This window comes from Bradyrhizobium sp. F1.13.3, assembly GCF_040548265.1.
In the GTDB taxonomy this organism is placed as follows: Bacteria; Pseudomonadota; Alphaproteobacteria; order Rhizobiales; family Xanthobacteraceae; genus Bradyrhizobium.
The window spans coordinates 315,837-341,338 of record NZ_JBEPRI010000001.1 but is presented as its reverse complement, the minus strand read 5'-3'; the positions used below and the strand labels follow the sequence as shown (position 1 = coordinate 341,338).

The window sequence follows — 25,502 nt, the reverse complement described above, 5'->3', positions numbered from 1 at the left end:
GAACAAGCACAGGAGTAAGATAGTTGTCTCAAGAGTTGATCCGAGAAACCGCTTGCGCCGTCGTCGACAAGCTGCGGTCCGGCGACGTCTCGCCGCTGGAACTGTTGGATGCGCTGGAGAAGCGCATCGGCGAAGTCGATGGCAAGGTCAACGCGCTGCCGACGCTGTGCTTCGACCGCGCGCGGGAGAGCGCAAAGGCGCTGATGCGGAAGCCGGCCGGTGCGCGCGGCTTGCTCGCGGGTCTGCCAGTGCCGATCAAGGACCTGACCGATGTTGCAGGTGTGCTGAACACGCAGGGCTCGCCGATCTTCAAGGACAATGTGCCCAAGCAGTCCGACCTCATGGTGGAGAACCTCGAAGGTAACGGCGCGGTCGTCTACGCCAAATCCAACACGCCGGAGTTCGGCGCGGGCGCTAACACGTTCAACGAGGTGTTCGGCGCGACCCTCAATCCCTGGGATACATCCAAATCCGCAGCCGGCTCCTCGGGCGGCGCGGCCGTTGCGCTCGCGACCGGCATGGCTTGGCTCGCGCAGGGCTCCGACATGGGCGGCTCATTGCGCAGTCCCGCGGCGTTCTGCGGCGTCGTCGGCATGCGGCCGAGCATCGGCCGCGTCGCGCACACGCCGAAAGCGGCCATCGACCGCAATCTCGGCGTCGTTGGCCCGATGGCCCGCAACGTCGAGGATCTCGCGCTGCTGCTGGATGCCATGAGCGGCGATTATGCCGCCGACCCGCTGTCGCTGCCGGCGCCCTTGACGTCGTTTCTCTCGGCGGCGCAATCAGGCAACAAACCGAAGCGCATCGCCTACTCGCCGGACCTCGGTATCACGCCGGTCGATCCCGAAGTCAAAGCGATCACGCGAAAGGCGGCGGAACGCTTTGCCGAAGCCGGCGCCATCGTCGAGGAGGCGCATCCGGACTGGCGCGAGGCGCATGAGTGCTTCCACGTGCTGCGCGCGTTCGACTTCGCGGTCAGCAAGGCGCAGCTGCTGCGCACCAAGCGCGACCTGCTCAAGCCCGAAGTGATCTGGAACATCGAGGAAGGCCTCAAGCTCACGATCGAGCAGCTCGAACGCGCCGAGTCACAGCGGGTCGGCATGACTGCGCGTGCGGTCGAGTTCTTCAAGAGCTACGATCTGCTGCTGGTACCGACCACTATCGTGCCGCCCTTCCCGATCGAGCACCGCTATGTCGCCGAATGCGCCGGCAAGAAGTTCGAGAATTACGTCGAATGGCTCGGCATCGTCTACGCCATCACGCTCGCCTGCTGTCCCGCGTTGTCGCTGCCGTGCGGCTTCACGGCGTCGGGCCTGCCGGTCGGCCTGCAGATCGTCGGGGCTCCGCGTGCGGACGCGCAGGTGATCGCCGGCGCGAAGGTGCTGGAGGATATTCTGGGTGTGCGCGGCACGACGCCGATTGAGCCGCGGGTGAAGAATTAGGACGAGGAAGGCTCAGCGGGCTCGGTAAACTCCCTCGCCCCGCTCTTGCGGGGAGAGGGTTGGGGTGAGGGGCTGCTTCCGCGAAGACGGTGGCAATTCAACTCGCGGAGATTCCCCCTCACCCGATCGCTTCGCGATCGACCTCTCCCCGCAAGCGGGGCGAGGTGAAGAAGCATCACCTTCCGCTCGTCGCCTCCAGGCTGCGGCTGTACCGCGACATCGCGAAGCAGAAGACAAAATAAATGGCGGCGACGAAGATGTAGACTTCGACGGAGAATTGCTGCCACGCCGGATCGATGATCGCGGTCTTGGCCGTCGTCAGCAGGTCGAAGATCCCGATGATCAGGACGAGGCTGGTGTCCTTGAAGAAGGCGATGAAAGTGTTGACCAGCGGCGGGATGACGTGGCGGATCGCCTGCGGCAGGACGATCAGCCGGTTCTTGCGCCAGTAGGATAGGCCGAGCGCGTCGGCGGCCTCGTATTGGCCGCGGGGGACGGCCTGGAGGCCGCCGCGAATGACTTCGGCAAGATAAGCACCCGCGAACAGGATGATCGCGACCTGCGCGCGCAGGAGTTTGTCGATGTTGAATCCGTTCGGCATGAACAGCGGAAACATCACGCTCGCCATGAACAGCAGACTGACCAGCGGCACGCCGCGGATCAGCTCGACATAGAGCACGCTGAGCGAGCGGATCGCCGGCAGTTTTGAACGCCGGCCGAGTGCGACCAGGATGCCGAGCGGGAATCCGAACGCCAGACCAAAGGTCGCCAGGATCAGCGTCACCGGCAAGCCGCCCCAACGGTCCTGCGAGACGAACGATAAGCCGAATATGCCGCCCCACATCAGCATGCTGATCAGCGCGAGCGCTCCAATCCAGAGATAGGCCAGTTCGCGCCGCCATAGGGCGCGGCGGCTGGAGAGATAGAACAGGGCAATGAAGAGCAGCACCGCCAGCGCCGGCCGCCACTGCTCGTCGAACGGATAGGTGCCAAACAGGATGAAGCGGTATTTCTCGGGGATGATCGCCCAGCATGCACCGACGCCGCGTACCGCGCGGCAGGCGCTGGAATCATTCGCCGGAGTGAGCCAGACCGCATTGGCGATGCCCCACTGCATGAAGCTGAAGATGCCCTTTGCGAGCACTGCCAGCAATACGACCGAAAGGATGCCGTTCGGGATCGACGAGAACAGATTCGTGCGCAGCCAACGCAGCACCGGGTTGCCGATCTGCGGGCGGCGGGCCGCGCGCGGTGCTTCCGGAATGTCGGCGATCGCCGTCATGGTCAGCGCTCCACCAGCGCGATGCGCGAATTGTACCAGTTCATGAAAAAGCTGATGCCGAGGCTGATGGTGAGAAACACCGCCATGATCAAAGCAATGGCCTCGATCGCCTGCCCGGTCTGGTTCAATGTCGTGTTGGCGATCGAGACCACGTCCTGATAGCCGATCGCCACCGCGAGCGAAGAGTTCTTGGTCAGGTTGAGGTACTGGCTCGTCATCGGCGGCACGATCACGCGCAGCGCCTGCGGCAGGATGATCTGCCGCAGCATGAAGCTGCGGCGCAGTCCGAGCGCGTTGGCGGCATCCCACTGCCCACGCGGCACCGACTGGATGCCGCTGCGCACGATCTCGGCGATGAAGGCCGAGGTGTAGGTGACGAGCGCGATCAGTAACGCAAAATATTCCGGCGCGAGCGTCAGCCCACCGACGAAGTTGAAGCCGCGCAACCCAGGCCATTCGATCGTCCAGGACACGCCGAGCAACACGGACACCGCCGCAGGCAGCACAACGAGCAGCCCGAGTACAAAAGGCCAGGCCGGCCGCGGCTTGCCGTCGCGCATTTGCTGCGCGATGAGCCTCCGCCGGATGACATAGACCGCGACAAACCCGAGCACTGGCGTGCCGAGCACCCAAAGCTGCGGCGTCCCGATCGGAATCGCCGGCAAAATCAACCCGCGATTGGACAGAAACACGCCCTCGATCGGCCGCCATGCCGCGCGCGCGGCCGGCAGCGCCTGCATCAGCACGTACCAGAACAGGAGCTGGAGCAGCAGCGGGATGTCGCGGAGCGTTTCGACATACACTGCGGCGAGCCGCGACAGCAGCCAGTTGGCCGACAGCCGCGAGATGCCGATCACCGTGCCCAGGATGGTTGCAAGCACGATTCCGATCACGGCGACGCGCAGGGTGTTGGCGATGCCGACGACGAAGGCCCAGAGATATGAGTCTCTCGGATTGTAGGCGAGCAGACTGTCGGCGATGGGCATGCCGGCCTCACGGCCGAGGAAGGCAAATCCGGTCGTGATGCGGCGCGCGGAGAGATTGGTCACCGTGTTGGACCAGAGGAAGACGATGACCGCGACTGCGATCCCGACCACCACGGCCTGCCAAAACAGGCCTTTCAGCTCGCGCCGTCCGAAAGCGCCGAAGAAGCGGCGGCGCGGCGGCGGTCTCGGAGCGTCTGACGTCACAGCACAAAAATCCTTCTCGAAACGGCGATTTCCGGCGGCGTACGTCAACTGTTGCACCAAACTCTACTTCGTGCAACAAATGTTTCATGGCCGAGCCCGCGAAATCCTCGCCCCTGAGCGAACTGCGCATTGCATTGCCATCGCTTCCGATGCGGTTGCAGGAGGTTGGGCGGTTCGTCGCGGCGAACGATTACGACGCCACTACGCGTTCGATGCGCGATCTCGCAGCGGTGGCCGGCGCCGATCCCGCCGCGTTCACGCGGCTTGCCAAGGCGATCGGCTATTCGGGCTGGGATGAATTGCGCGCCGCACTGACGGAGGCGCGGCGGCCCTCGCAGATAGCGCCTTTCTCCGGCCGCGCCAGGAGCCGCCGCCACGGCCCGAACGCCGATGTCGCGCTCGTCACCGAAAAACTCGAGGCCGAGGCCGCCGGCCTTCCGCGCATCCCGGCCCAGCCAATTGCGGAGGCGGCGCGCGCGCTCCACGACGCAAAACGGATCTGGATCACCGGCTATCGGAGCTGCCGCAGCGTCGCGGAACTGCTGAACTACGAGCTCCGGCTGTTTCGTCCCGAACAGGTGCAACTCGTCGGCGCCTCCGGCCCCGACGATCTCGACCTCGGCGCGTTCCGGCCCGGCGAGGCCGTCATCGTCATCGGCTTCATGCCCTACACCCATGCGAGCGTCCGGGTTGCGCAGGCCGCTTATCGTGCCGGCGCGGCCCTGATCGCGATCGCCGATAGCCTTTCGGCCCCCATGGCTGAAGGCGCCGACCACGTGCTGCTGTTCGAGGCGGCCTCCTCGCCCGGCTTTTTCCCGAGCCTCACCGGCGCCATTGCGATCGCGCAATCGCTGGCCGCCGTGACGTTTTCGCTCGGCGGCACGGCCGCGAAGAAGCGCCTGGAGAATACCGAGGCGCGGCTGGCCGCGGCTTCAACTTACGTTTCAGAGAAAGGTTGACCCATGGCCGCTCGCACCAGCCGCGTGCTGCATCGTTCGCTGCGCGAAACGCCGCCCAAGGCGATCGGTGGCGAAGGCGTCTACCTCTTCGCCGAGGACGGGCGGCGCATCATCGACGCATCCGGCGGAGCTGCGGTCTCCTGTCTCGGCCACCAGCATCCGCGCGTGATCGCAGCGATCACGAAGCAGGCTTCGACCCTCGCTTATGCCCACACAGCCTTCTTCTCGTCCGAGCCGGCGGAGGCGCTGGCCGAGAGGCTGGTCGGCCATGAGCCCGGTGGCCTCGCCTACGCCTATTTCGTCAGCGGCGGATCAGAAGCGATTGAGGCCAGCATCAAGCTCGCGCGGCAGTTTTTCATCGAGCGCGGCGAGCCGCAGCGGCAGCACTTCATCGCGCGGCGGCAGAGCTATCACGGCAATACGCTCGGCGCGCTCGCGGCGGGCGGCAATGCCTGGCGCCGCGCGCCCTATGCGCCGCTGCTCTCCGATGCCTTCAGCCACGTGACTCCCGCCTTTGCCTATCACGAGAAGCACGAGGGCGAATCCGATGCGCAATTCGTCGCCCGGCTTGCAGCCGAGCTCGAAGCCGAGTTTCAGCGCCTCGGTCCGAGTACGGTCGCCGCGTTCCTCGCAGAGCCCGTCGTCGGCGCCACCGCAGGTGCCGTGACGGCACCGGACGGCTATTTCAGGGCGATGCGCGAGATCTGCGACCGACACGGCGCCCTGCTCATCCTCGACGAGGTCATGTGCGGCATGGGCCGCACCGGCACCACGCACGCCTGGGAGCAGGAAGGCGTGGCGCCCGACATCCAGGCGATTGCCAAGGGCCTCGGCGGCGGCTACCAGCCGATCGGCGCGATGCTCGCAAGCGGCAGGATCATCAACACAATCCGCGCAGGTTCGGGCGCCTTCCTGCACGGCCACACCTATCTGGCGCACCCTCTCGCTTGCGCTGCTGCGCTCGCGGTGCAGGACGTGATCCGCGAGGACGGCCTGCTCGACCGGGTCAAGGAGCGCGGCAAGCAGCTCGAGCAGCGGCTCACAGAGCGCTTCGGCAATCACCGCCATGTCGGCGACATCAGGGGCCGCGGCCTGTTCTGGGCGATCGAGCTCGTCGCCGATCGCGCCAGCCGGACCTCGTTCGATCCCGCGCTGAAGCTGAACCAGAAGATCAAGGCGGAGGCCTTCGCCAACGGTCTCGGCTGCTATCCCGGCGGCGGCACCGTGGACGGCATCCGCGGCGACCACGTGCTGCTGGCGCCGCCCTATATCGCTTCGCCGGACGAGATCGACCTGATCGTCGACAAGCTGGGCACCGCCGTCGACAACGTATTGCGTAGTGTCAATCACTGAGGGGAGAATAGCATGATGAGGAAAGTGGTTATCGTAGCCGGCGTGCTCGCGGCATCGACGGTGGTCGCATCGGCGGCAACGCTCGACACTGTGAAGAGTCGCGGCACGCTGATATGCGGCGTCAGCGCCGGTTTTGCCGGCTTCTCCGCGCCGGATTCGCAAGGCAACTACAAGGGTCTCGACGTCGATTATTGCCGCGCGCTCGCCGCCGGCGTGCTCGGCGATGCCAGCAAGGTGCGTTACGTCTCGCTGACCGCGCAGAACCGCTTCACCGCGCTCCAGTCCGGCGAGATCGACGTGCTCTACCGCAACTCGACGCAGACCTATCTGCGCGGTGTCACGCTGGGCCTGCGGCAGGGACCGGTCAACTTCTACGACGGCCAGGGCTTTGTCGTGAAGAAGGACCTCGGCGTGAAGGAGATTAGGGATCTCAAGGGCGCCACCGTCTGCGTCGCCCAGGGCACCACGCATGAGGTCACGCTCGGCGATTACGGCCGCGCCAACGGCATCGACTGGAAGCCGCTGGTGTTCGACCGCGTCGACACCATGTACCAGACCTTCTTCGGCGGCCGTTGCGATGCCATGACCCAGGACGCTTCCGCGCTTGCTGGCGCCGTCACGACCGCGGCGCCGAACGCGGCCGACTACGTCGTACTGCCGCAGACCATCAGCAAGGAGCCGCTCGGCCCCTTCACCCGCAATGGCGACGAGGTCTGGAGCGACATCATCACCTGGCTGCATTACGGCTTGATCGAGGCCGAAGAGCTTGGCGTCACACAGGGCAATGTCGACGAGATGGCGAAGTCGCAGACGCCCGCGATCCAGCGCCTGCTCGGTGCCTCCGGCGATCTCGGCTCGCGGCTCGGGCTCGACAATAAATGGCTGGTCACGGCCCTCAAGGCCACCGGCAATTACGGCGAGATCTACGAGCGCAATGTCGGCAAGGCGAGCCCGCTGAAGCTCGAGCGCGGCCTCAACGGCCTCTGGAGCAAGGGCGGCTTGATGTACGCCGTGCCCTTCAAGTAAACGCTTTGGGTGTCCCGGACGCGCTGCGTCCGGGACACCCGACCTTGTATCAGGTAACGTTCAATGACGACGTCTCCTCGCATCGCGCTGATCCACGCCCTCAAGCATTCCATCGCTCCGATCGAGGCTGCGTTCGCAAAGGCGTGGCCGGAAGCGCGGTTGATGAACCTGCTCGATGACAGCCTGTCGGCGGACCTGGCGCGTGACGGCAAGCTCAATGATGCCATGACCGAGCGCTTTCTTGCGCTCGGTCGCTACGCCGCGGCGACAGGCGCGAATGCGATCCTGTTCACCTGCTCGGCCTTCGGTCCCTGCATCGAGGCGGTTGCGCGCGCGCATGCGCCGATGCCGGTGCTCAAGCCGAACGAAGCCATGATTGAACGGGCGGTGACGATGGGCCGGCGCGTCGGCCTGCTCTCGACCTTCGCGCCGACGCTGGCCTCGATGCCGCCGGAGTTTCCTTCCTCTGTCCAGGTCGTGCCGAAACTTGCTGAAGGAGCGCTGGCGGCGCTCGACCGCGGCGACCGCGCTACGCATGACCGGCTGATCGTGGAAGCCTCACGCGATTTGCGCGATTGCGACGTCATCGCGCTCGCGCAGTTCAGCATCGCGGCAACTGCGCCTCTCGTGGCAGAAGCTACCGGCCGCCCTGTGGTGACCACGCCTGACAGCGCCGTCGAGAAGCTGATGAAGTTGCTGAAAGCGAAGACCTAAGCGCCGGCCTTGTTCCGGCGCCGCGCGCCCTTGATCGCCGCCGCAAGCGCTGCCTTCGTTTCGCTGACAAAATCCTCGACCAGGTCCTCGCGCGTGGCATGGGCCGCCTCGCCGGTGAATAGGCCCTGCTCGGCCAGCATCACCACGCCGTGCAGCGCCGCCCAGATCTTGAGCGCCTGCCGCTCGCGCAGGTAATCGACTGCCGGAGCTTCCAGGGCCTCGATCACGAGCGCAAACGTTTCGCGGGTCGCTTCGTGCAGCTCGCTGCCTTTCGCCGCGCACGACACCGTGCGCGAGGCGAACATCAGGCGATAGATGCCATTCCGGCGTAGTCCGAAATCCAGCGTCGCCTGCGCCAGCAGCGACAGCTTCGACCGCTTCGATGGCTTTGCCATCGCCGCACGCAGAAGCGCGCTGAGTTGCCGGAACGCCTCCGCCGTCACCGCCGCAAGCAACGCCTCGCGATCGGCGAAATGCCGGTAGGGCGCCGGCTGCGAGACGCCCAGCTGCTTCGCAAGCGCCTTGATGCTGATCGCCTCCGTCCCGCCCTGCTCGGCTTCGCGCAGCGCGGCCTTGATCAAGGCGTCGCGGAGATCGCCATGGTGGTAGGTATTCTCGGGCTTGCGGGCAAGTTGTGAACGCATGTTGCGCAGAGCCTATAAGTTTGCGCTTGACAGGGGAAGCCTGCCGCGAATGTAATAGCCTATAACTTGAACAAAAGCTCAGATGGGAGCGCGCGCCGCCTTCGGGTCGGAGCGCACACGACCGAGGGAGCCGCCATGACAGAGCGACTGAGGGTTCACGTCGATCCCGACAAATGCCAGGGACACGCGCGCTGCAAGGCGCTGGCGCCGGAGCTGTTCGAGCTCGACGAATACGGCAACGCCCACGAAGCCGGCGACGGCACGGTCCCACCCGGCCTCGAAGACAAGGCCTGGCTTGCCAAATCCAATTGTCCGGAAATCGCAATCGACGTGATCGAGGAGTAGCGCAGCCGCTGCCGCCCCGCGAGCCTTCCGCGAACAGAGCCCCAAGGGATTTCGAGATGTCCGACGTCAGCCAGCCCGCCGCCCATCCGCCCGTGACCGACTGGGTCCATGATTTCGACCACACCGATCCGCAATGGACGGAAGATCCCTTCCCGATCTGGGACGATCTGCGCGCCGCAAGCCCGGTCGTGCACACCGAGCGCTTCCTCGGTTGTTACATGCCGACGACCTATGAGGCCGTGCGCGAGATCGCCAACGACAGCGAGCATTTCTCCTCGCGTCGCATCATCGTCCGAGACGTTCGGCCGGAGATCACCAGCAGAAACTCCGCCCCGCCGATCACGTCCGATCCGCCCGTGCACAAGCCGGCCAAGCAATTGCTGCTGCCGCCGTTTACGCCGGACGCGATGAAGAAGCTGGAGCCGCGGGTGCGCGCGATCTGCAACGAGTTGATCGACGGCTTCATCACTGAAGTCCGACTGGACGCGGCAGAGCGCTACACCAAGCACATTCCGGTTCGCGCGATCGCACACATGCTCGGCATCCCCGAGACAGACAGCGATCTCTTTATCCGCTGGATCCACATGATCCTGGAACTAGGCATCAAGGACGAAAACACGCTGCTTCAGGCGGTGCAGGAGATGACCGTCTATTTCAGCGCCCATATCGAGGCGCGCAAGAACAAGCCAACCGACGACCTCATTTCCTATCTGATGAATGCCCGGGACAAGGACGGCAATCCGCTCGAGGATTCGCATGTGCTGGGCTCGCTGCGCCTGCTCCTGATTGCCGGCATCGACACCACCTGGAGCGCGATCGGCTCCTCGCTCTGGCACCTTGCCCGGACGCCCACCGACCGCGAGCGCCTGATTGCCGAGCCCGAGCTGATCCCGACCGCGGTGGAGGAACTGCTGCGCGCCTATTCGCCGGTGACGATGGCGCGCGAAGTGGTCAAGGAGACCACGGTCTCAGGCTGCCCGGTCAAGACGGGCAACATGGTGCTGCTGTCCTTCCCGGCCGCCAACCGTGACCCGAAAATGTTTCCGGATGCTGACAAGGTCGTGATTGACCGCCGCGAGAACCGCCACGCCGCCTTCGGCCTCGGCATCCACCGCTGCGTCGGCTCGAACCTTGCGCGCATGGAGATGCAGGTTGCGCTGGAGGAATGGCTGAAGCGAATTCCGGACTTCGCCCTCGATCCGGCAGGCACGGTGACCTGGTCACAGGGAACCGTCAGAGGCCCCCGCCAGTTGCCATTTTTGCTCGGAAAGGCGATGTAGACCTCTCCAAAGAGCGATACGGAGAGGCCGGACGTGACTGAGCAAATAATCCGACCGGCCTCCGACCACATTGACGTTGCCGACGCCAAGCGCCGGATCAAGGCGATCTTCATTGGCTCGATCGGCAATCTCGTCGAGTGGTACGACTTTTACGCCTACACCGCCTTTGCGCTCTATTTCGCACCCGCCTTCTTTCCCGGCAACGACCCTGTCGTCCAGCAGTTGAATGTCGCCGTCGTATTCGCGGCGACCTTCCTGATGCGGCCCCTGGGCGGCTGGCTGTTCGGCTATATCGCCGATCATTACGGGCGGCGCATCTCGCTGACGCTGTCGGTCGTCTTCATGTGCTTCGGCTCGCTGATCATCGCGTTGACGCCGACCTACGCCACGATCGGCTTCGCCGCGCCGGTGATCCTGGCGCTCGCCCGCGTCATCGAAGGCTTGAGTCTCGGCGGCGAATACGGCGCCAGCGCCACCTACCTCAGCGAGGTCGCCGACCCCAAGCACCGCGGCTTCTATTCGAGCTTCCAATACGTCACCCTGATCGGCGGCCAGCTCACCGCGATCATCGTCCTTCTGCTTCTGCAAAAGATCTTCCTCACGCCGGAGGAACTGAGAGCCTGGGGCTGGCGCATCCCGTTTGCGATCGGTGCGGCGCTCGCGATCTTTGCCGCCGTGATGCGGCGCGGCTTGCACGAGACCGAGGCCTTCGAAGAAGCCAGGAAGGTGGTGAAGCCGACCGGCTCGCTCACCAATTTGCTGCGCTATCCCCGCGAGCTGCTCCTGGTGGTCGGCCTGACCGCGGGCGGCACCGCGGCGTTCTACACCTTCACCACCTACATGCAGACCTTCGTCAAGCTTTCGGTGGGGTTGACCGAAGACCAGACCACTTTCGTGATCTTCGGCACGCTGATCTTCGCGACCATCCTGCAGCCGATCTATGGCGCCATCTCCGACAGGATCGGCCGCAAGCCGTTGCTGATCTTCTTCGGCGTCGCCGGCACGCTCGCAACCGTGCCGCTGCTGATGACGCTGAAGGAGACCAAGTCGCCTTTCATCGCGTTCATCCTGATCTGCGCCGCCTGGCTGTTCGTCGCCGGTTACACTTCGATCAACGCCGTGGTGAAGGCCGAGCTGTTCCCGACCAATGTCCGCGCCCTCGGCGTCGGCCTGCCCTATGCTATCACCGTCTCGCTGTTCGGCGGCACGGCGCCGGCGATCGCGCTCTATTTCAAGAGCATCGGGCATGAGGAGTGGTTCTACTACTATCTCGCCGGCATCATCTGCCTGTCACTGATCATCTATTCCACCATGCGCGACACCAAGCACGCCTCCGCGATGCACCGACACGAGTAGCCGATGGCCGAGGACAACGAGCCCCCCGACAGCAAGCTGACGCGCACTAAGGAAAAATGGGCGCGCGAAGGCCGCTTTTTGACCGGCAAGATCACGCGCCCGGAAGATCAGCGCCTGCCGCCCGGCCAGCATCTGACAAAAGATTGGCCGGTGCTCGATCTCGGGGTCGTGCCGCCGGTTACGCGCGAGCGCTGGCGGCTCGACGTCTACGGCGCGATCGAGAACCCCGTGTTCTGGACCTTTGCCGAGTTCGCCGCCCAGAAACAGGCGCAGTTCACCTCCGACATCCACTGCGTCACCACCTGGTCGCGTTACGACAATGAGTGGGAGGGGCTCGCGACCCGCGAGCTGCTCGCGGCCTGCCAGCCGCGCGAGGACGCGCGCTTCATCGTGCTGCACTCCCATGACGGCTACACCACCAACCTCACGCTGGACGATTTCGCCGCCGAGGATGCATTGCTCGCCCATAGCTGGTCGGGTGAGCCACTATCGGCCGAACATGGCGGCCCGGTGCGGCTGGTCGTGCCGCATCTGTATTTCTGGAAGAGCGCCAAATGGCTCCAGGCCATCGAATTCCTGACCGAGGACGCGCCGGGCTTCTGGGAAGTCCGTGGCTATCATAACCGTGGCGATCCCTGGACAGAGCAACGCTATTCGGACGACTAGGTTCAAGCAAGGACGGGGGAAGCTCATGCCGACAGAGCGCTTTCAATTCACTGGCGGAGGCGGCCATCAACTTTCGGCCGCGCTGGAGCTACCCGACGGCGAGCCCGCGGCCTTCGCACTGTTCGCGCATTGCTTCACCTGCGGCAAGGACACGCTGGCCGCCAAACGCATCTCGGTCGCGCTCGCCGCCAAGGGCATCGCAGTGCTGCGCTTCGACTTCACCGGGCTCGGCTCCAGCGAGGGGGATTTCGCCAATTCGACGTTTTCCTCCAACGTGGCCGATCTCGTGCGCGCCGCCGATCATCTGCGCAGCGTCCTCAAGGCGCCGTCGATCCTGATCGGTCACAGCCTCGGCGGCGCCGCGATCCTTGCGGCAGCAGGACAAATCCCGGAAGCCAAGGCGGTTGTGACCATTGCCGCACCATCCGATCCCGCCCACGTCACCGGCCTGTTCAAAGAGCATCTCGACGACATTCGCACGCAGGGTGAGGTCGAAGTCTCGCTTGCGGGGCGCCCGTTCCGGATCAAGCGCGAATTCCTCGACGATATCGCCGAGCAGGAGCTGATGAAGGACATCACCGCCCTGCACAAGGCGCTGTTGGTCATGCATTCGCCGGTCGACGATACCGTCGGCATCGACAATGCGACGAAGCTCTTCGTCTCCGCCCGGCATCCCAAGAGCTTCGTCTCGCTCGATCATGCCGATCATCTCCTCACCAAGCCGGCCGACGCACTCTACGCAGCCGACGTCATCGTGGCCTGGGCAAGCCGGTACATCGACACGGCAAAACCTGCGAAGGCGATGGATCTCCCCGAGGCACCGCGCCGGGTCGTGGTGCAGGAGACCCGCAAGAGCAAGTTCAACCAGGTCGTCAGCGTCGGACCGCACCGTCTGGTCGCGGACGAGCCGGTCGCCGCCGGCGGCGAGGATGCCGGCCCTGGTCCCTACGATCTCCTGCTCGCTGGCCTCGGGGCCTGTACCTCCATGACCATGCGCCTCTATGCCGACCGCAAGTCGCTGCCGCTCGATCGTGTCATCGTCTCGCTGAAACATTCGAAGATCTACGCAAAAGACTGCGCGGAGTGCGAGACGCGCGATGGCATGCTCGACCAGATCGAGCGCGACATCGCGATGGACGGCGCGCTCGATGCCGAGCAGCGCAAGAAATTGATGGAGATCGCCGACAAGTGCCCCGTGCACCGCACGCTGACGTCGGAAATCCGCATCGTGACCAAGGCCGTGGAATAGCGCGCTGGCGCTAGAAGCAGGACGCCATCGTCCGCACCGCCGCGGTGATCTCGCTCTCGCGCCAAGCCGCGAAGCCGAGCAGCAGGCCGTGATCGCGCGGCCTGCCCAGTGCCAAGCCGGACAGGGCACGCGTTTCAACGCCCGCTTCGACCAACCGCTTGACCGCCGCCTGATCGGCGCGGCCGCGCTTGAGGCGGGCGACGAGCTGGAGGCCGCCCGGGGGCACTTCGGCAGCGAGAACGTCGCCCAAATGGCGCTCCAATCCCTCCACGAGGTGATCGCGGCGGGCGTGATAGATCCGGCGCATCCGGCGCAGATGCGCCAGGAAATGCCCGTCAGCGATGAACTCGGCCAGTGCTTCCTGGATGTGGCTCGCGGCGATCAGTCCGATGTGCCGCTGTACGATCTCGAGGATGTTGACCAGTGCCGGCGGAACGACGAGATAGCCGAGGCGGATGTCCGAGGTCATGGCCTTGGAGAACGTGCCGACATAGAATACGCGGCCATGGGCATCGAGTCCCTGCAAGGCCGGCACCGGCCGGCTGTCATAGTGGAATTCGCCGTCGTAATCGTCCTCCACGATCCAGGTCTTGCCGGGCCTGCTCAGGCCAAGAAACTCCGTGCGGCGCGAGAGCGACATCAGGCGGCCGGTCGGGTGCTGGTGCGACGGCGTCATGAAGATCAATGTCGGGGCCGCCAGTCCCGGAATCCGCTGCATGCCCTGCTCGTCCAACCTCATCCCGATCACGCGCGCACCGGACGCACGGAAGGCGGCCGCGGCGCCAGGATAGCCGGGATCCTCGACCCAAACGTCGTCGCCGGGGGTGATGACGGCTGCCGCAATCAAGGTCAACGCAGCCTGCGCGCTCGGCAGAATGAGGATCTGATCCGCCGTCGCGCGCACGCCCCTGCTGGTCGCGAGATAATGCGCCAATGCCTCGCGCAGGCGCGTCCGGTTGACCGGTCCGAACTCGCGCTTGGCCGCGCGCACAGCGCTGCGGCGCAGGCAGCGCGCCCAGACCTCGTTTGGAAACTCCCTGAAATCGCCGGGCCCGGGACGCAAGGGTCTTAGTCGCGCCTGATAGGACATCGGCCAGTCGGTCTGCGTGAGGCTCGAAGCCCAGGGCGAAAGCCGCGGCTTGCCAAGGCGCATGCGAGATGCGACGGCGCCCCCCTCTGCGACGCGCTCGCCGCCGTCGACCGTGACTATCGGACGGCGGCCGTGCGACGTTTCGAGATATCCCTCGGCGGCGAGCTGCTCGAACGCATAGGTCACGGTGTTGCGCGAGACGCCGAGATCGCTCGCAAGCCGGCGGCTCGAGGGCAGCGTGCGGCCTTTGACGAGACGGCCGCTCGCGATCAAGCTGCGGAGCTGGCTCGTCAGTTGAGCCACCAGCCCCTCCTCGTCGGCTCGGTTCAGGTCGATCTGGGCGGAGATCAGGCTTTCCGGAACTGGCACCTTAATCCTTTCCGATCTGGCACTTCTTAAGGTGCCAGATAGAAGCTATCCGCAGGACCGGATTGCTTCAAGGACCTCCGAGATGAACTCTCTTTCCCCCCGCGCGGCCGTTGGCCTGTTCCTCATCGTCGTGCTGGCTTGGGGCGTGAACTGGTCGGTGACGAAGCAACTGGTGCAGTTCGTGCCGCCGCTGTGGAGCGCGACGATCCGGAGCTGGATCGCGCTGGCTGGATTGTTCGTGATCCTCGGGCTCAGCAACAATCTAGTGATCCCGGACCGGCGTGACATTCCGGTCGTCCTAAGCGTTGCACTGCTGCACATGACGCTGTTTTCGGTTCTGGTTGCTTCGGGTCTGCGCTTCCTGCCCGCAAGCAAGGGCGTCGTGCTCGGCTACACCACACCGCTCTGGGTCGCGATCGCCGCGCCCCTGCTCGGGAAGGACACTTTGACGCCGCCGAAGCTCACCGGCGCACTGCTGGGGCTGATCGGCCTGATCGTCATCCTGAACCCGGCCTCGATCGACTGGGCCAATACCAATGTCGTGCTCGGCGCCGGCATGGTTATCCTGGCCGCAATCTCCTGGGCCGGGAACATCATCTATATTCGCGCGCATCGCTGGATCGCCTCGCCGCTCCAGCTTCTGATCTGGCAGGTGCTGGTGGCGACTATCGTGCTGTCAGTGAGCGCGACCATCGCGGAGGGCCTGCCGCGGGTGGAGTGGTCGTGGAGGCTCGTCCTGCTGTTCCTGTATTCCGGGCTGATCGGGACGGTGCTGGCCTATTGGGCGATGTCGATGGTGAACAAGAGTATCTCGGCCCTGACGACCTCGCTCGGCACCACCGCAACACCGCTCGTCGGCATCGCCAGCGCCGCGATCCTGCTGGGCGAGCCGATCAACATGAGTCTTGTCGTCGCGGCGGCGCTGATCGTCACCGGGATCGGTCTCGCAACGCTCGGCGATCGCCTACTGCGTGGTCAGGCTATCGCGAAGGGCTGAACGCGCAGCATCCCGCGCAAGCCCGCCGTCGTGCCGAGCAGGATGCCGGCAAGTGCGACGAACGAGCCGAGCGCGAGCGTCGATACGCCAGTGAGCCCCTGCCCGATCGAACAGCCGAAGGCCATCACGCCGCCGATGCCCATCAGCGCGGCACCAGCCGCCGATCGCAGCATGTGGCGTGGCGATGAATAGCCTTCGAGATGGAAACGACCGGTCGCAAGCGCGGTGACCAGACTGCCAACGAAGACGCCGCCAACTGTCGCGATGCCGAAATTCAGCGTCAGGCCGGTCGAGAGCATGGCATATTGCAGGCTGTCTGCGATCGGCGCGATGAAGGTGAGCGAGGTCACTGGGACGGGGTTGAAGTCATCCGCGCCGAGATAGCCAGTGACGAGCCAGCCGCCGGCGACCAGGAGACCGACGATGACACCGGCCGCAATCTGGCCGGGCGAGCGCCGGAACGCCGGGTGCGCGAAAGCAAACAGGATCAGCACGACGACGATGACGGCAGCAGCCAGCGCGCGCGAAACCGCTTCAGCCGGCCCGAACGTCGCCAACAGCGACGGCAGCGAATTTATGTTGACCGTGGTTTGCGAGGCCTGGACCAGCGCGATGCGCGCCGGCGCGATCAGGCCTTTGAGCGTCATCTGCGCGGCGATGGCGAGCACGACCACCACGACGAAGGAGCGCAGATTGCCGCGACCGAGCAGCACCAGCGCGCGCGAACCGCAGCCGTTCGACAGCACCATGCCGTATCCGAACAGAAGCCCGCCGAGAAACAGCACCGGCACCGAAAAGGATTGTTGAAGGTAGATCGACTTGCCGAGATCGACCATGCCGTAGCCGGCGAGGAATTGGCTCGCTGCGACCGCAACCGCGATCGCCAACGCATAGGTGCGTACCAGCCGCCCGTCCCCCTTCGACAGCCAGCCGCGCATGCTGCTCATCAGGCAGAAGCCGCTGAGCAGGCCGACGGCGCCGTAAACCAGGCCAATGACGAGGCCGGCCAGGATGACGAGTTGGGTGGACGATTCCGTCATCAAGGCTTCAGGATCACGCGATCCCGCGACGAGCCGGCAACGGCGACATAGGCCTCCTTCGCGCGTTCGAGCGGATAGACGGCGTTCGCCTTGATCGGGAACGGTTTCAGGTGCCCGCTCGCGAAGCCCGGGCCGAGGTCACGCAGCACTGCGCCTGTCGCGATCGACGAGAGGCCTAGCGTGTCGATGCCGACATAGGTATGTTGCCCGCGATAGAATTCGAGGATGTTGAACTGCACGATGCGGTCGATCGCGGCGATCAGGATCTGGCGGCCGCGAAGCGCGAGCGACTTGTGCGCCGCCTGGAAATAGGGATCGCCGACCGTGTTGAAGACGATGTCGGCGCCTTTACCATCGGTCAACTCGCGCACGCGCGTGGCGACATCGGTCGCGGAAGCGTCGATCACCTCGATGGACGCGTTGGCATGGCCCTCATAAGGTTCCGCCTTGCGCACCACGCCGATGACGCGCGCGCCCTGCCAGGTCGCGATCTGCACCGCAGCTTGACCGACCTTGCCATTGACGCCGAACACGAGAACGCTCTCGCCGCTCTTCGGCACACCGGCGCGGCGAAACCCCTCCATCGCGGTGACAAAGGGCACGCCGATGCCGGCGGCCTCCTCCCAGGACACGGTCTTCGGCTTATCGACCACCGCGTCGGATTCAACGACGAGATGGCTGGCGTGAGTGCCGTCGCGACGGATGCCGAGATCGCCGGAGGAGCCGAACTCCTCGCGTCCGATGGTACCGGCCGGCCCGTCGATCACGACGCCGGCGTAATCGCGACCCGGCGTGCGCGGAAACACGGCGTAGGGCATCAGCCCGGTTGCGGCCTTGACGTCGGAGGGATTGACGGCAGCGGCCCTGACCTCGATCAGAAGATCGCTAGGGCCGCGAGCGAGCGTCTGACGCTCAACCACCGGTGCAATCGCAGCCGCATTCTCGGCCTTGACATTGAGGCGCACGCAGCGCGCGTCGACGGCTTTGGGAACGGCTGTTGACATGGAAAGACCCGCGATTTCTCGCGGGCCTTGTCGCCTTTGGGGACGGTCGAGTCAATCCGTCAACTCAATCCTTCGGCCGCTTGTCGAAGAGCCGCTTGGCCTTGCCGAGCGAGCGTTCCAGCGTGGCCGGCGCAACCACGCTCACCCTGGAGCTGATGCCGATGGTGTTCTTGATGTGAGTCGATATCCGGCTCGCATGGTCGAGAAGGCCCCGGCCATCCCAACTCTCCGGCCGCGCCTCAGCAATGATGGTCAACTCGTCCATGCGTCCTTCGCGGGTCAGTTCCAGAATGAAATGGCCCCCGCACCAGTCGGTGGCGAGCAGAACCTCCTCGATCTGGGTCGGGAACAGGTTGACGCCGCGCAGGATGATCATGTCGTCTGAGCGCCCCGTCACCTTCTCCATCCGCCGCATGCCCGGCCGCGCCGTGCCCGGCAACAGGCGCGTGAGATCGCGGGTGCGATAGCGGATCACGGGAAAGGCTTCCTTGGTGAGCGAGGTAAAGACCAGTTCGCCCTTTTCCCTGTCGGGCAGCACCGCACCTGTATCGGGGTCGATCACTTCAGGATAGAAATGGTCTTCCCAGATGTGCAGTCCGTCCTTGCTCTCGATGCATTCCTGGGCGACGCCGGGGCCGATCACTTCGGAGAGGCCATAGATGTCGGTCGCGTCCATGTCGAAGGCGTCCTCGATCTCGCCGCGCATCGCATTGGTCCAGGGCTCGGCGCCGAAAATGCCGACCTTGAGCGAGCACTGGCGCGGATCGAGCTTCTGGCGCTTGAACTCGTCGAGGATCGCCAGCATGTAGCTCGGCGTCACGGTGATGATGTCGGGCTGGAAATCGTTGATGAGCTGCACCTGCCGCTCGGTCATGCCTCCTGAGATCGGCACCACCGTGCAGCCGAGCTTTTCGGCGCCATAGTGCACCCCTAACCCGCCCGTGAAGAGACCGTAGCCATAGGCATTGTGGATAATCATTCCGGTCCGTCCGCCGGCGGCGCGGATCGAGCGCGCCATCACGTCCGACCATGTGTCGATGTCGCGTTGCGTATAACCCACCACGATCGGCTTGCCCGTCGTGCCGGAGGACGCATGCACGCGCACCAGTTTTTCACGGGGCACGGCAAACATGTTGAAGGGATAGTTGTCGCGCAAATCCGTCTTCACGGTGAACGGAAATTTTGCAAGATCCGAGAGCTCTCGAAAGTCCGACGGGTGCACACCGGCCCCGTCAAAGGCCTTGCGATAATGAGCGACGTTGTCGTAGGCGTGCTTCAGCGACCAGGCCAGCCGCTGCACCTGCAGCGCTATGATCTCGTCGCGCGATGCGCGCTCGTGCGCATCCAGCTCGGCCTTATAGGTGTCGCCACCTTCCTTGAGCCTCGTCAGAGCCATCCTCGTTTCCCCGTATCATTGCTTTTCTTTATTGGTCCTGCGCCGGCAGCCAATTGCCGGAAATAACCCGCGAATGCCCGCGGAATTCGGCGATGACTGTATCGCCGGCAGTGACGCGCACGTCATAGATGCCGGAGCGGCCGCCACGCGTAACCTCCCGCGCCTTTGCGACGAGTCGATCGCCGAGCTTGCCGGGCTTGATGAAGGTGATCTGGCCCTGCGCCGCCACGACGCGGTCGTTATGCGAGTTGCACGCGAAAGCGAAGGCGGAATCGGCGAGCGTGAAGATGAAGCCGCCGTGAGCGATGCGCTGGCCGTTGACCATGTCCGGCCGTACGATCATAGCGAGCGTCGCATAGCCAGGGCCGATCTCGGCGATCTCCATGCCTAGTGCTTTGGAGGCATCGTCCTCCGCCCACATCGCATCGGCGCAGGCGCGGGCAACACCCTCGGGCGACAAGGCGGCCTTGACGTTCACGCGCTTCTCCCGTCCGATTGTTTGCACACGATGTTGTGCTGCCTGGCTCAAGCTGTCAAACGTGGTCGTAGTCGACCACGACCCGCTCCGACGATGGTTTCGCCTGACAGGTCAGGACAAAGCCGGCCTTCAGCTCCCAGGGTTCCAGCGAGTAGTTGATGTCCATCGGCGCCTCACCTTCCACCAGTTTGGCGCGGCAGGTCGAGCACATGCCGCCCTTGCAGGCGAACGGCAGATCGATTCCGGCGCGCAGTGCGGCATCGAGGATCGCCTCGTCCTCGGCGACCGGCACGTCGCGGCGCTTGCCGTCGATGATCAGCGACGCGATCGCTTTCGGCGGCGCGTCCGGCGCAACGATCTTCTTCGGCCGCGGCTTGCCACCGAATTCGGAGACAAACCGTTCGACGTGGATACGTTCTTCCGCGATGCCGAGATCTCGGCAGGTCGCCTCGATGTCCTCGCTCATGCCAGACGGACCGCAGATGAAGACGTGATCGACGCTTTCCGCCGGTACCAGCGAGCGCAGCAGCACCCTCACCTTGTCGCCGTCGAGCCGGCCGTGCAGGATCGGAATGTCCTGTTCCTCGCCGGAGATGACGTGGAAGATCGAGAGGCGGTCGATGAAACGGTCCTTGAGCTCTTCAAGCGCCTCGAGGAACATGATGTTGTCGGTCGTGCGATTGCCGTAGAACAGGAAGAAGTGGCTATCCGGTTCGCGCGCAAGCGTACCCTTGACGATCGACAGGATCGGCGTGATGCCGGAGCCCGCGGCAAAGCCGACATGGATGCGGCCGGCGCCGGCCGGCGGGATCACGCCGAAGCGTCCCGTGGGCGTCATCACGTCCAGCGCGTCGCCGCACTTCAGATCGTCCGCCGCCCAGCTCGAAAACGCGCCACCATCAACCTTCTTGACGGCGATGCGTATCTCGCCGTCGTCGGGGCCGGAGCAGATCGAATAGGAGCGGCGCACTTCCTCGCCATCGAGCATGGTGCGGAGTGTGAGGTATTGGCCGGGCGTGAAGGCGTAGTCGGTCGCTAGCTCGGTCGGGATGGCAAATGTCAGCGATATGGCGTCCGACGCCTCGCGGCGGAGGTCGTTGACGGCCAGGCGATGGAAGCGTGGTGCGGCTGCTGACATGATCAATGACACTTAAAATAATCGAAGGGTTCGCGGCAGGTCCTGCAGCGCCAGAGAGCCTTGCACGAGGTGGAGCCGAATTCGGACAACAACTCGGTATTCGCCGAGCCGCATTGCGGGCACGTAACAGCCTGCTCGCCGAACAGCGCGCGGCGTGAATTCGAAGCCTGCGGCGGCGCAATGCCGTAGGCGTGAAGCTTGCGGCGGCCCTCTTCGCTCATCCAGTCGGTGGTCCAGGCCGGCGACAGCACGGTGCGGACCTTTGGCGTGCGGAAACCTGCGCGCTCCAGCGCGACCTCGATTTCCAACGCGATCATGTTCATGGCCGGGCAGCCCGAATAGGTCGGGGTGATCGCGACCTCGACGTGATCGCCGTCGAGCACGACATCACGGAGCACGCCGAGATCGGCGATGGTCAAAACCGGGATTTCGAGATCGACCACGCTCGCCGCGGCATCCCAGGCCCGTTGGCGCAGTTCGCTATGGGGCTCCAGCACCGTCACCATGTCTGCCCCGGGAAAGTGCGCTGCATCGACTGCAGCTCGGACAGAAGATGGCCAAGATGCTCGCTGTGCCGCCCGGAACGACCGCCTTGCTGCATCCAGCCGGTCTGCGGCAACTCGAGCGTGGCTTCACTGACGACACCCGAGAGCGTCGTCAGCCAGCGACCGCGCAAGCTTCCGGGATCGACGGCGATATCGGCATGGATCAGGGGGCGCTCGCCTCCATCGACGGCAAACATCTCACCGGTGAAGGCCCAGAGATGATCGATCGCGGCCTGCGCGCGGGCGTGGCTCTCATCCGTACCATCGCCGAGCCGGATGATCCACTCCGAGGCATGGCGAAGGTGATAGGCGCTCTCCTTCTCCGACTTGGCGGCAATCGCAGCGAGCGTCGTATCGCGCGAGATCATCATGGCGCGCCAGTAGAGATCGGCGAAGGCGGAATAGAAGAACTGCCGCACCAGCGTCTGGGCAAAGTCGCCATTGGGCTGCTCGACCAGCAGCAGATTGCGGTACTGCCTGACGTCGCGCAGGTACGCGAACCTGTCCTCGTTGTTGTCCTTGCCTTCGGCTTTGGCTGCGTAGGTGTAGAGTTCGCGGGCTTGGCCGATGAGGTCGAGCGCGATGTTGGAGAGCGCCATGTCCTCTTCCAGCATTGGCGCATGTCCGCACCATTCCGACAGCCTGTGTCCAAGGATCAGTGCGTCGTCGGCGCGGCGCAATGCGTAGAGCACCAGCGGCGTCTCTGAGACCTGGATGTTCGCGGCGGGCATCACATGTGCCCCACTTCGTCTGGCACTTCGTAAAACGTCGGATGCCGGTAGATCTTCGATTCCGCCGGCTCGAACATCATGCCCTTGTCCGCGGGATCGCTTGCGGTGATCGCCGTCGACTGCACGACCCAGATCGAAAGACCCTCGCCGCGACGGGTGTAGATATCGCGGGCGGCCTGCAAGGCCATCGTGGCGTCGCTCGCATGCAGCGAGCCGACATGCTTGTGCGCGAGCCCGTTGCGGCTGCGAATGAAGACTTCCCACAGCGGCGTGTTCGGCGTGGCCATCGCGATCTCCCTACTCTGCCGCTTGTGCAGTTCGACGCTGCGCGCGCTTTGCGGCATAGGCCTCGGCCGCCTCGCGTACCCAGGCGCCTTCGTCATGCGCTTTGCGGCGCGCAGCCATCCGGTCACGGTTGCACGGGCCGTTGCCGGCGAGCACCTGCTTGAACTCGGTCCAGTCGATCTCGCTGTAACGCCAGTGCCCGTCCGCATCCTGAATCATGCCGGGATCGGGAATGGTGAGGCCGAGATATTGCGCCTGCGGCACGGTGGCATCGACGAATTTCTGGCGCAGCTCGTCATTGGAGAAGCGCTTGATCTTCCATTTCGTCGAGGTGTCGCTGTGCTGGCTGGTGGCATCGGGCGGTCCGAACATCATCAGCACCGGCCACCACCACCTGTCCAGGGCATCCTGCGCCATCGCCTTCTGCTCGTCCGAGCCGCGGCACAGCGTCAGCATGATCTCATAGCCCTGGCGCTGGTGGAACGACTCCTCCTTGCAGACGCGGATCATCGCGCGCGCGTAGGGACCGTAGGAGCAGCGACACAGCGGGATCTGGTTCATGATCGCGGCGCCGTCGACCAGCCAGCCAACGGTGCCGATGTCGGCCCAGGTCAGCGTCGGGTAGTTGAAGATCGAGGAATATTTTGCCTTGCCCGCGAGCATGGCGTCGACCAGCTCTTCGCGCGAAGTGCCGAGCGTCTCGGCCGCGGCATAGAGATAAAGGCCGTGGCCGCACTCGTCCTGCACCTTGGCGAGCAGCGCGGCCTTGCGACGCAAGGACGGCGCACGCGTGATCCAGTTGCCTTCGGGCAGCATGCCGACGATTTCGGAATGAGCGTGCTGGGAAATCTGGCGGGTCAGCGTCTTGCGATAGGCCGCCGGCATCCAGTCGTTCGGCTCGATGCGCTCTTCGGCATCGATGCGCGCCTGGAAATGCGCAGCTTTGGCCGCGTCCTCAAGACCGCGATCATCGGTCTCGGTCGTGTTCAGCGCCTGGATATACATGCGCGTCCTCCCATTTTTTGAGAGAGAATATATAACAAGAATTATCTCATGCAAGATATTTCTGTAACATAATGATCAAGCCGCGAATCGCCTTTCCAGCAGCTTCCGCGCCGGCAGCAATGGCCCCTTCTCATTCGTTCCATGGCCATCAAGCCATTGTTCCGATGGAGCAAGCAGGGCGCGATAGATGTCGCCGCACAGCGCGCGGGCGGCCTTACCCGGCCAGTTCGCCGGAAGCAGGCTTTCGGGCAGCAGCGGATCGCGCAGCACCACGCGGCGGTAATGGTGGATCAGGAGGATGCGCGCCGTGAAGGCGTCGGCCTCGGACAGCTCCGTGCCGCGCGCGATCGCGGTGCGCAGCGGCTCGAAGGTCTTCATGAACTTGAGGTAGGCGTCGGCGGTGCGATCCAGCGGCCAGCTCGCACTGAGTAGCCGGCGACCGCTGTCATCCTCGGCCGAGACTTCCAGGCGGATGGCCCCCGCGGCCTCGTCCGGCACTGGCACGCCTGACGGGGCGACCCACACGCCCGGCAGCGGGCTGCCGAAGCCGGCATTGCGCAGCGCCTCGCGCGAGGCGTCGCGATCCTCGCCATTGCCGATCAGCAGCAGCTCGAAGCGGCCGGTCCAGTCGGACGGCGGCGGATCGTAGATATGGCGCGTCGCGGCCTCGAAGATCTGGCGGCCCTTGTCGGCTAAGCGGTAGAAACTATTGCGGCCGACCTTTTCGCGCGTCAGCCAGCCATCGGCGGCAAGCCGCGACATCGCGGTACGTACCACGCCGCTGTCGATGTCCAGGCTCTCGAAGAATTTCAGCAGCGTGCCGAGCCATACCGAACCGCCACGCGGCACGATGGCATCGCCGAACACGGTGATGACGATAGAGCCGGTGCGCGACGGCTCGCGCTTGAGCTGCTCGATGATGCGGGACAACGGATGCGCCATGCGCGAGGCATAGCGCGTTTGGTGCGGGCGCGACAATGGACGGGTGCGACGGTCTTCTCCCTCGCCCCGTTCTTACGAGGAGAGGGTCGGGGTGAAGAAAAGCCCTACCGATGAGGATCGGGATAGACCACGCTGCGCCAGCCGCTGCGGTCGAAGGGCCGCCACTGGCCTTCCTTCTGCGCGAGGCGGTCGGCGACGGCATAGACCGCAGCCGGGTGATGGCCCATGCCGCAATGGCTGCTCTCGATCTCGATGCTCTCGGTCTGCGCGCCCGACTTCTCCATGCAGCCCTGCCAGGCGCAGACACCGTCGGTGCGGCTGAAGATCGCCGTGGTCGGCACCGGCGGCGGGAAGGCGAGGTCGCCGCCGAACTGCGGATCGACCTCGTCGGACTTCCGCCCGCTCGCCCATTCATAGACGCGCCAGGCATTGGTCGAATGCGGATTGCCGGCGAAGGGGCTGCCGAGCGTGATCACCTGGCGCACGCGGTCGGGCATCATCTTGGCGAGCTGGCGCGCGTAGAGACCGCCGAGGCTCCAGCCGACCAGGCTGACCTTGCGGCCGTGCCCGTCGCTGAGCTCCTGAACCAGATCCACCATCGCGTTCTGCACACCCTCGCGCAGGCCATAGTTGCGGCCCTGGCGCCAGCCGCTCACCGCATAGCCCTTGCCGGACAGAAAGGTGCGCAGTGCACGCGTGGACCCGTCGGAGGCCACGAGGCCCGGCAGAACCAGCACCGGATGCCCATCGCCGCGCCGCGCAAGGCTGAGCAGCGGCAGCGCGCCGAGGAATGCGCCGAACTCGTGGATCGCGCGCCCTTCCAGGAACATCAGGGTGCGGGACGGCGAGCTCAGCGTCTGGGCAGTAGCGGTCATCAATGGTCCCCTTGGGAGATTGCTGAAAAGGCCACCGGGTTGTGTGCCGGCAAATGGGTATGGGATTCTAACACGCCGGCTTCTTGATCGTTCCGCAACGC

26 protein-coding genes are annotated in these 25,502 nt (G+C 64.8%); 11 read left to right on the top strand and 15 right to left on the bottom strand.

The window, feature by feature from the left end:
• Positions 1–23: 23 nt before the first annotated feature.
• Positions 24–1,442 carry an amidase gene (locus ABIB66_RS01620; protein WP_354254051.1) on the top strand — a complete coding sequence of 473 codons (1,419 nt, stop codon included), beginning with the start codon at positions 24–26 and terminating at the stop codon, positions 1,440–1,442.
• A 175-nt stretch (positions 1,443–1,617) separates the two neighbouring features.
• Here ABIB66_RS01620 and ABIB66_RS01615 read toward each other — a convergent pair whose 3' ends face one another.
• Positions 1,618–2,724, bottom strand: coding sequence for an amino acid ABC transporter permease (locus ABIB66_RS01615; RefSeq protein WP_354207062.1), 1,107 nt, complete (start codon positions 2,722–2,724; stop codon positions 1,618–1,620).
• A 2-nt stretch (positions 2,725–2,726) separates the two neighbouring features.
• A complete protein-coding gene (locus tag ABIB66_RS01610; protein WP_354207064.1) occupies positions 2,727–3,914 on the bottom strand; it encodes an amino acid ABC transporter permease in 1,188 nt (395 codons plus the stop codon).
• An 86-nt stretch (positions 3,915–4,000) separates the two neighbouring features.
• On the opposite strand from ABIB66_RS01610, the gene ABIB66_RS01605 reads away from it, so the two are divergent.
• From ABIB66_RS01605 to ABIB66_RS01590, 4 genes are all read left to right on the top strand, one after another.
• Positions 4,001–4,873 (top strand): MurR/RpiR family transcriptional regulator, encoded by an 873-nt coding sequence (locus ABIB66_RS01605; protein WP_354207066.1) that lies wholly within the window; start codon positions 4,001–4,003, stop codon positions 4,871–4,873.
• A gap of 3 nt (positions 4,874–4,876) precedes the next feature.
• A complete protein-coding gene (locus tag ABIB66_RS01600; RefSeq protein ID WP_354207068.1) occupies positions 4,877–6,226 on the top strand; it encodes an aspartate aminotransferase family protein in 1,350 nt (449 codons plus the stop codon).
• Between the two features lie 12 nt (positions 6,227–6,238).
• Positions 6,239–7,252, top strand: a complete 1,014-nt coding sequence (locus tag ABIB66_RS01595; RefSeq protein ID WP_354056461.1) for an amino acid ABC transporter substrate-binding protein — start codon at positions 6,239–6,241, stop codon at positions 7,250–7,252.
• Between the two features lie 63 nt (positions 7,253–7,315).
• The gene (locus ABIB66_RS01590; protein WP_354207070.1) at positions 7,316–7,966 is read left to right on the top strand and encodes an aspartate/glutamate racemase family protein; all 651 of its coding nucleotides are present in this window, start codon (positions 7,316–7,318) and stop codon (positions 7,964–7,966) included.
• Here the strand turns inward: ABIB66_RS01590 and ABIB66_RS01585 are convergent.
• On the bottom strand, positions 7,963–8,610 hold the full coding sequence (locus tag ABIB66_RS01585) for a TetR/AcrR family transcriptional regulator (protein WP_354056465.1): 648 nt from the start codon (positions 8,608–8,610) through the stop codon (positions 7,963–7,965). The genes ABIB66_RS01590 and ABIB66_RS01585 overlap by 4 nt on opposite strands.
• Positions 8,611–8,745: 135 nt before the next feature.
• Here ABIB66_RS01585 and ABIB66_RS01580 point away from each other — a divergent pair, with 135 nt between their 5' ends.
• From ABIB66_RS01580 to ABIB66_RS01560, 5 genes are read left to right on the top strand one after another with little or no spacing between them, the layout of a single operon-like run.
• Positions 8,746–8,955, top strand: a complete 210-nt coding sequence (locus ABIB66_RS01580; RefSeq protein ID WP_007607931.1) for a ferredoxin — start codon at positions 8,746–8,748, stop codon at positions 8,953–8,955.
• A 56-nt stretch (positions 8,956–9,011) separates the two neighbouring features.
• Complete coding sequence (locus tag ABIB66_RS01575; protein WP_354207073.1) at positions 9,012–10,235, top strand: cytochrome P450; 1,224 nt, start codon at positions 9,012–9,014, stop codon at positions 10,233–10,235.
• A 33-nt stretch (positions 10,236–10,268) separates the two neighbouring features.
• Positions 10,269–11,591, top strand: a complete 1,323-nt coding sequence (locus ABIB66_RS01570; RefSeq protein WP_354207075.1) for an MFS transporter — start codon at positions 10,269–10,271, stop codon at positions 11,589–11,591.
• Between the two features lie 3 nt (positions 11,592–11,594).
• Positions 11,595–12,257, top strand: coding sequence for a sulfite oxidase-like oxidoreductase (locus ABIB66_RS01565; protein ID WP_275170519.1), 663 nt, complete (start codon positions 11,595–11,597; stop codon positions 12,255–12,257).
• Between the two features lie 25 nt (positions 12,258–12,282).
• Complete coding sequence (locus tag ABIB66_RS01560; RefSeq protein ID WP_275170518.1) at positions 12,283–13,506, top strand: bifunctional alpha/beta hydrolase/OsmC family protein; 1,224 nt, start codon at positions 12,283–12,285, stop codon at positions 13,504–13,506.
• Positions 13,507–13,516: 10 nt separating this feature from the next.
• Here ABIB66_RS01560 and pdxR read toward each other — a convergent pair whose 3' ends face one another.
• The gene (gene pdxR / locus ABIB66_RS01555; RefSeq protein ID WP_354207078.1) at positions 13,517–14,965 is read right to left on the bottom strand and encodes a MocR-like pyridoxine biosynthesis transcription factor PdxR; all 1,449 of its coding nucleotides are present in this window, start codon (positions 14,963–14,965) and stop codon (positions 13,517–13,519) included.
• An 82-nt stretch (positions 14,966–15,047) separates the two neighbouring features.
• Here pdxR and ABIB66_RS01550 point away from each other — a divergent pair, with 82 nt between their 5' ends.
• Complete coding sequence (locus ABIB66_RS01550; RefSeq protein ID WP_275170516.1) at positions 15,048–15,962, top strand: DMT family transporter; 915 nt, start codon at positions 15,048–15,050, stop codon at positions 15,960–15,962.
• Here ABIB66_RS01550 and ABIB66_RS01545 read toward each other — a convergent pair.
• The 11 genes from ABIB66_RS01545 to ABIB66_RS01495 all read right to left on the bottom strand — a co-directional run bounded on the left by ABIB66_RS01545 (position 15,941) and on the right by ABIB66_RS01495 (position 25,401).
• Complete coding sequence (locus ABIB66_RS01545) at positions 15,941–17,002, bottom strand: YeeE/YedE family protein (protein WP_354207080.1); 1,062 nt, start codon at positions 17,000–17,002, stop codon at positions 15,941–15,943. The two genes, ABIB66_RS01550 and ABIB66_RS01545, sit on opposite strands and share 22 nt — an antisense overlap.
• A complete protein-coding gene (locus ABIB66_RS01540; protein WP_354254049.1) occupies positions 17,002–18,006 on the bottom strand; it encodes a quinone oxidoreductase family protein in 1,005 nt (334 codons plus the stop codon). The genes ABIB66_RS01545 and ABIB66_RS01540 overlap by 1 nt, the downstream gene beginning before the upstream one ends.
• A gap of 64 nt (positions 18,007–18,070) precedes the next feature.
• Positions 18,071–19,402 (bottom strand): phenylacetate--CoA ligase PaaK, encoded by a 1,332-nt coding sequence (gene paaK / locus ABIB66_RS01535; protein ID WP_354207084.1) that lies wholly within the window; start codon positions 19,400–19,402, stop codon positions 18,071–18,073.
• Positions 19,403–19,430: 28 nt separating this feature from the next.
• A complete protein-coding gene (gene paaI, locus ABIB66_RS01530; RefSeq protein WP_354207086.1) occupies positions 19,431–19,880 on the bottom strand; it encodes a hydroxyphenylacetyl-CoA thioesterase PaaI in 450 nt (149 codons plus the stop codon).
• 55 nt (positions 19,881–19,935) lie between these two features.
• The gene (gene paaE, locus ABIB66_RS01525) at positions 19,936–21,018 is read right to left on the bottom strand and encodes a 1,2-phenylacetyl-CoA epoxidase subunit PaaE (protein WP_354207088.1); all 1,083 of its coding nucleotides are present in this window, start codon (positions 21,016–21,018) and stop codon (positions 19,936–19,938) included.
• Positions 21,019–21,020: 2 nt separating this feature from the next.
• Positions 21,021–21,524 (bottom strand): 1,2-phenylacetyl-CoA epoxidase subunit PaaD, encoded by a 504-nt coding sequence (gene paaD / locus ABIB66_RS01520; RefSeq protein WP_354254047.1) that lies wholly within the window; start codon positions 21,522–21,524, stop codon positions 21,021–21,023.
• On the bottom strand, positions 21,518–22,294 hold the full coding sequence (paaC, locus tag ABIB66_RS01515) for a 1,2-phenylacetyl-CoA epoxidase subunit PaaC (RefSeq protein WP_354207091.1): 777 nt from the start codon (positions 22,292–22,294) through the stop codon (positions 21,518–21,520). The genes paaD and paaC overlap by 7 nt, the downstream gene beginning before the upstream one ends.
• Complete coding sequence (gene paaB / locus ABIB66_RS01510; RefSeq protein WP_354207093.1) at positions 22,294–22,581, bottom strand: 1,2-phenylacetyl-CoA epoxidase subunit PaaB; 288 nt, start codon at positions 22,579–22,581, stop codon at positions 22,294–22,296. Before paaB ends, paaC begins: the two co-directional genes overlap by 1 nt.
• A 10-nt stretch (positions 22,582–22,591) precedes the next feature.
• Positions 22,592–23,584 (bottom strand): 1,2-phenylacetyl-CoA epoxidase subunit PaaA, encoded by a 993-nt coding sequence (gene paaA / locus ABIB66_RS01505; RefSeq protein WP_354207095.1) that lies wholly within the window; start codon positions 23,582–23,584, stop codon positions 22,592–22,594.
• A 75-nt stretch (positions 23,585–23,659) separates the two neighbouring features.
• Entirely contained in the window at positions 23,660–24,526 is an 867-nt protein-coding gene (paaX, locus tag ABIB66_RS01500; RefSeq protein ID WP_354207097.1) for a phenylacetic acid degradation operon negative regulatory protein PaaX, read from the bottom strand.
• A 104-nt stretch (positions 24,527–24,630) separates the two neighbouring features.
• The gene (locus ABIB66_RS01495; protein WP_354207099.1) at positions 24,631–25,401 is read right to left on the bottom strand and encodes an alpha/beta fold hydrolase; all 771 of its coding nucleotides are present in this window, start codon (positions 25,399–25,401) and stop codon (positions 24,631–24,633) included.
• Between the last annotated feature and the right edge of the window lie 101 nt (positions 25,402–25,502).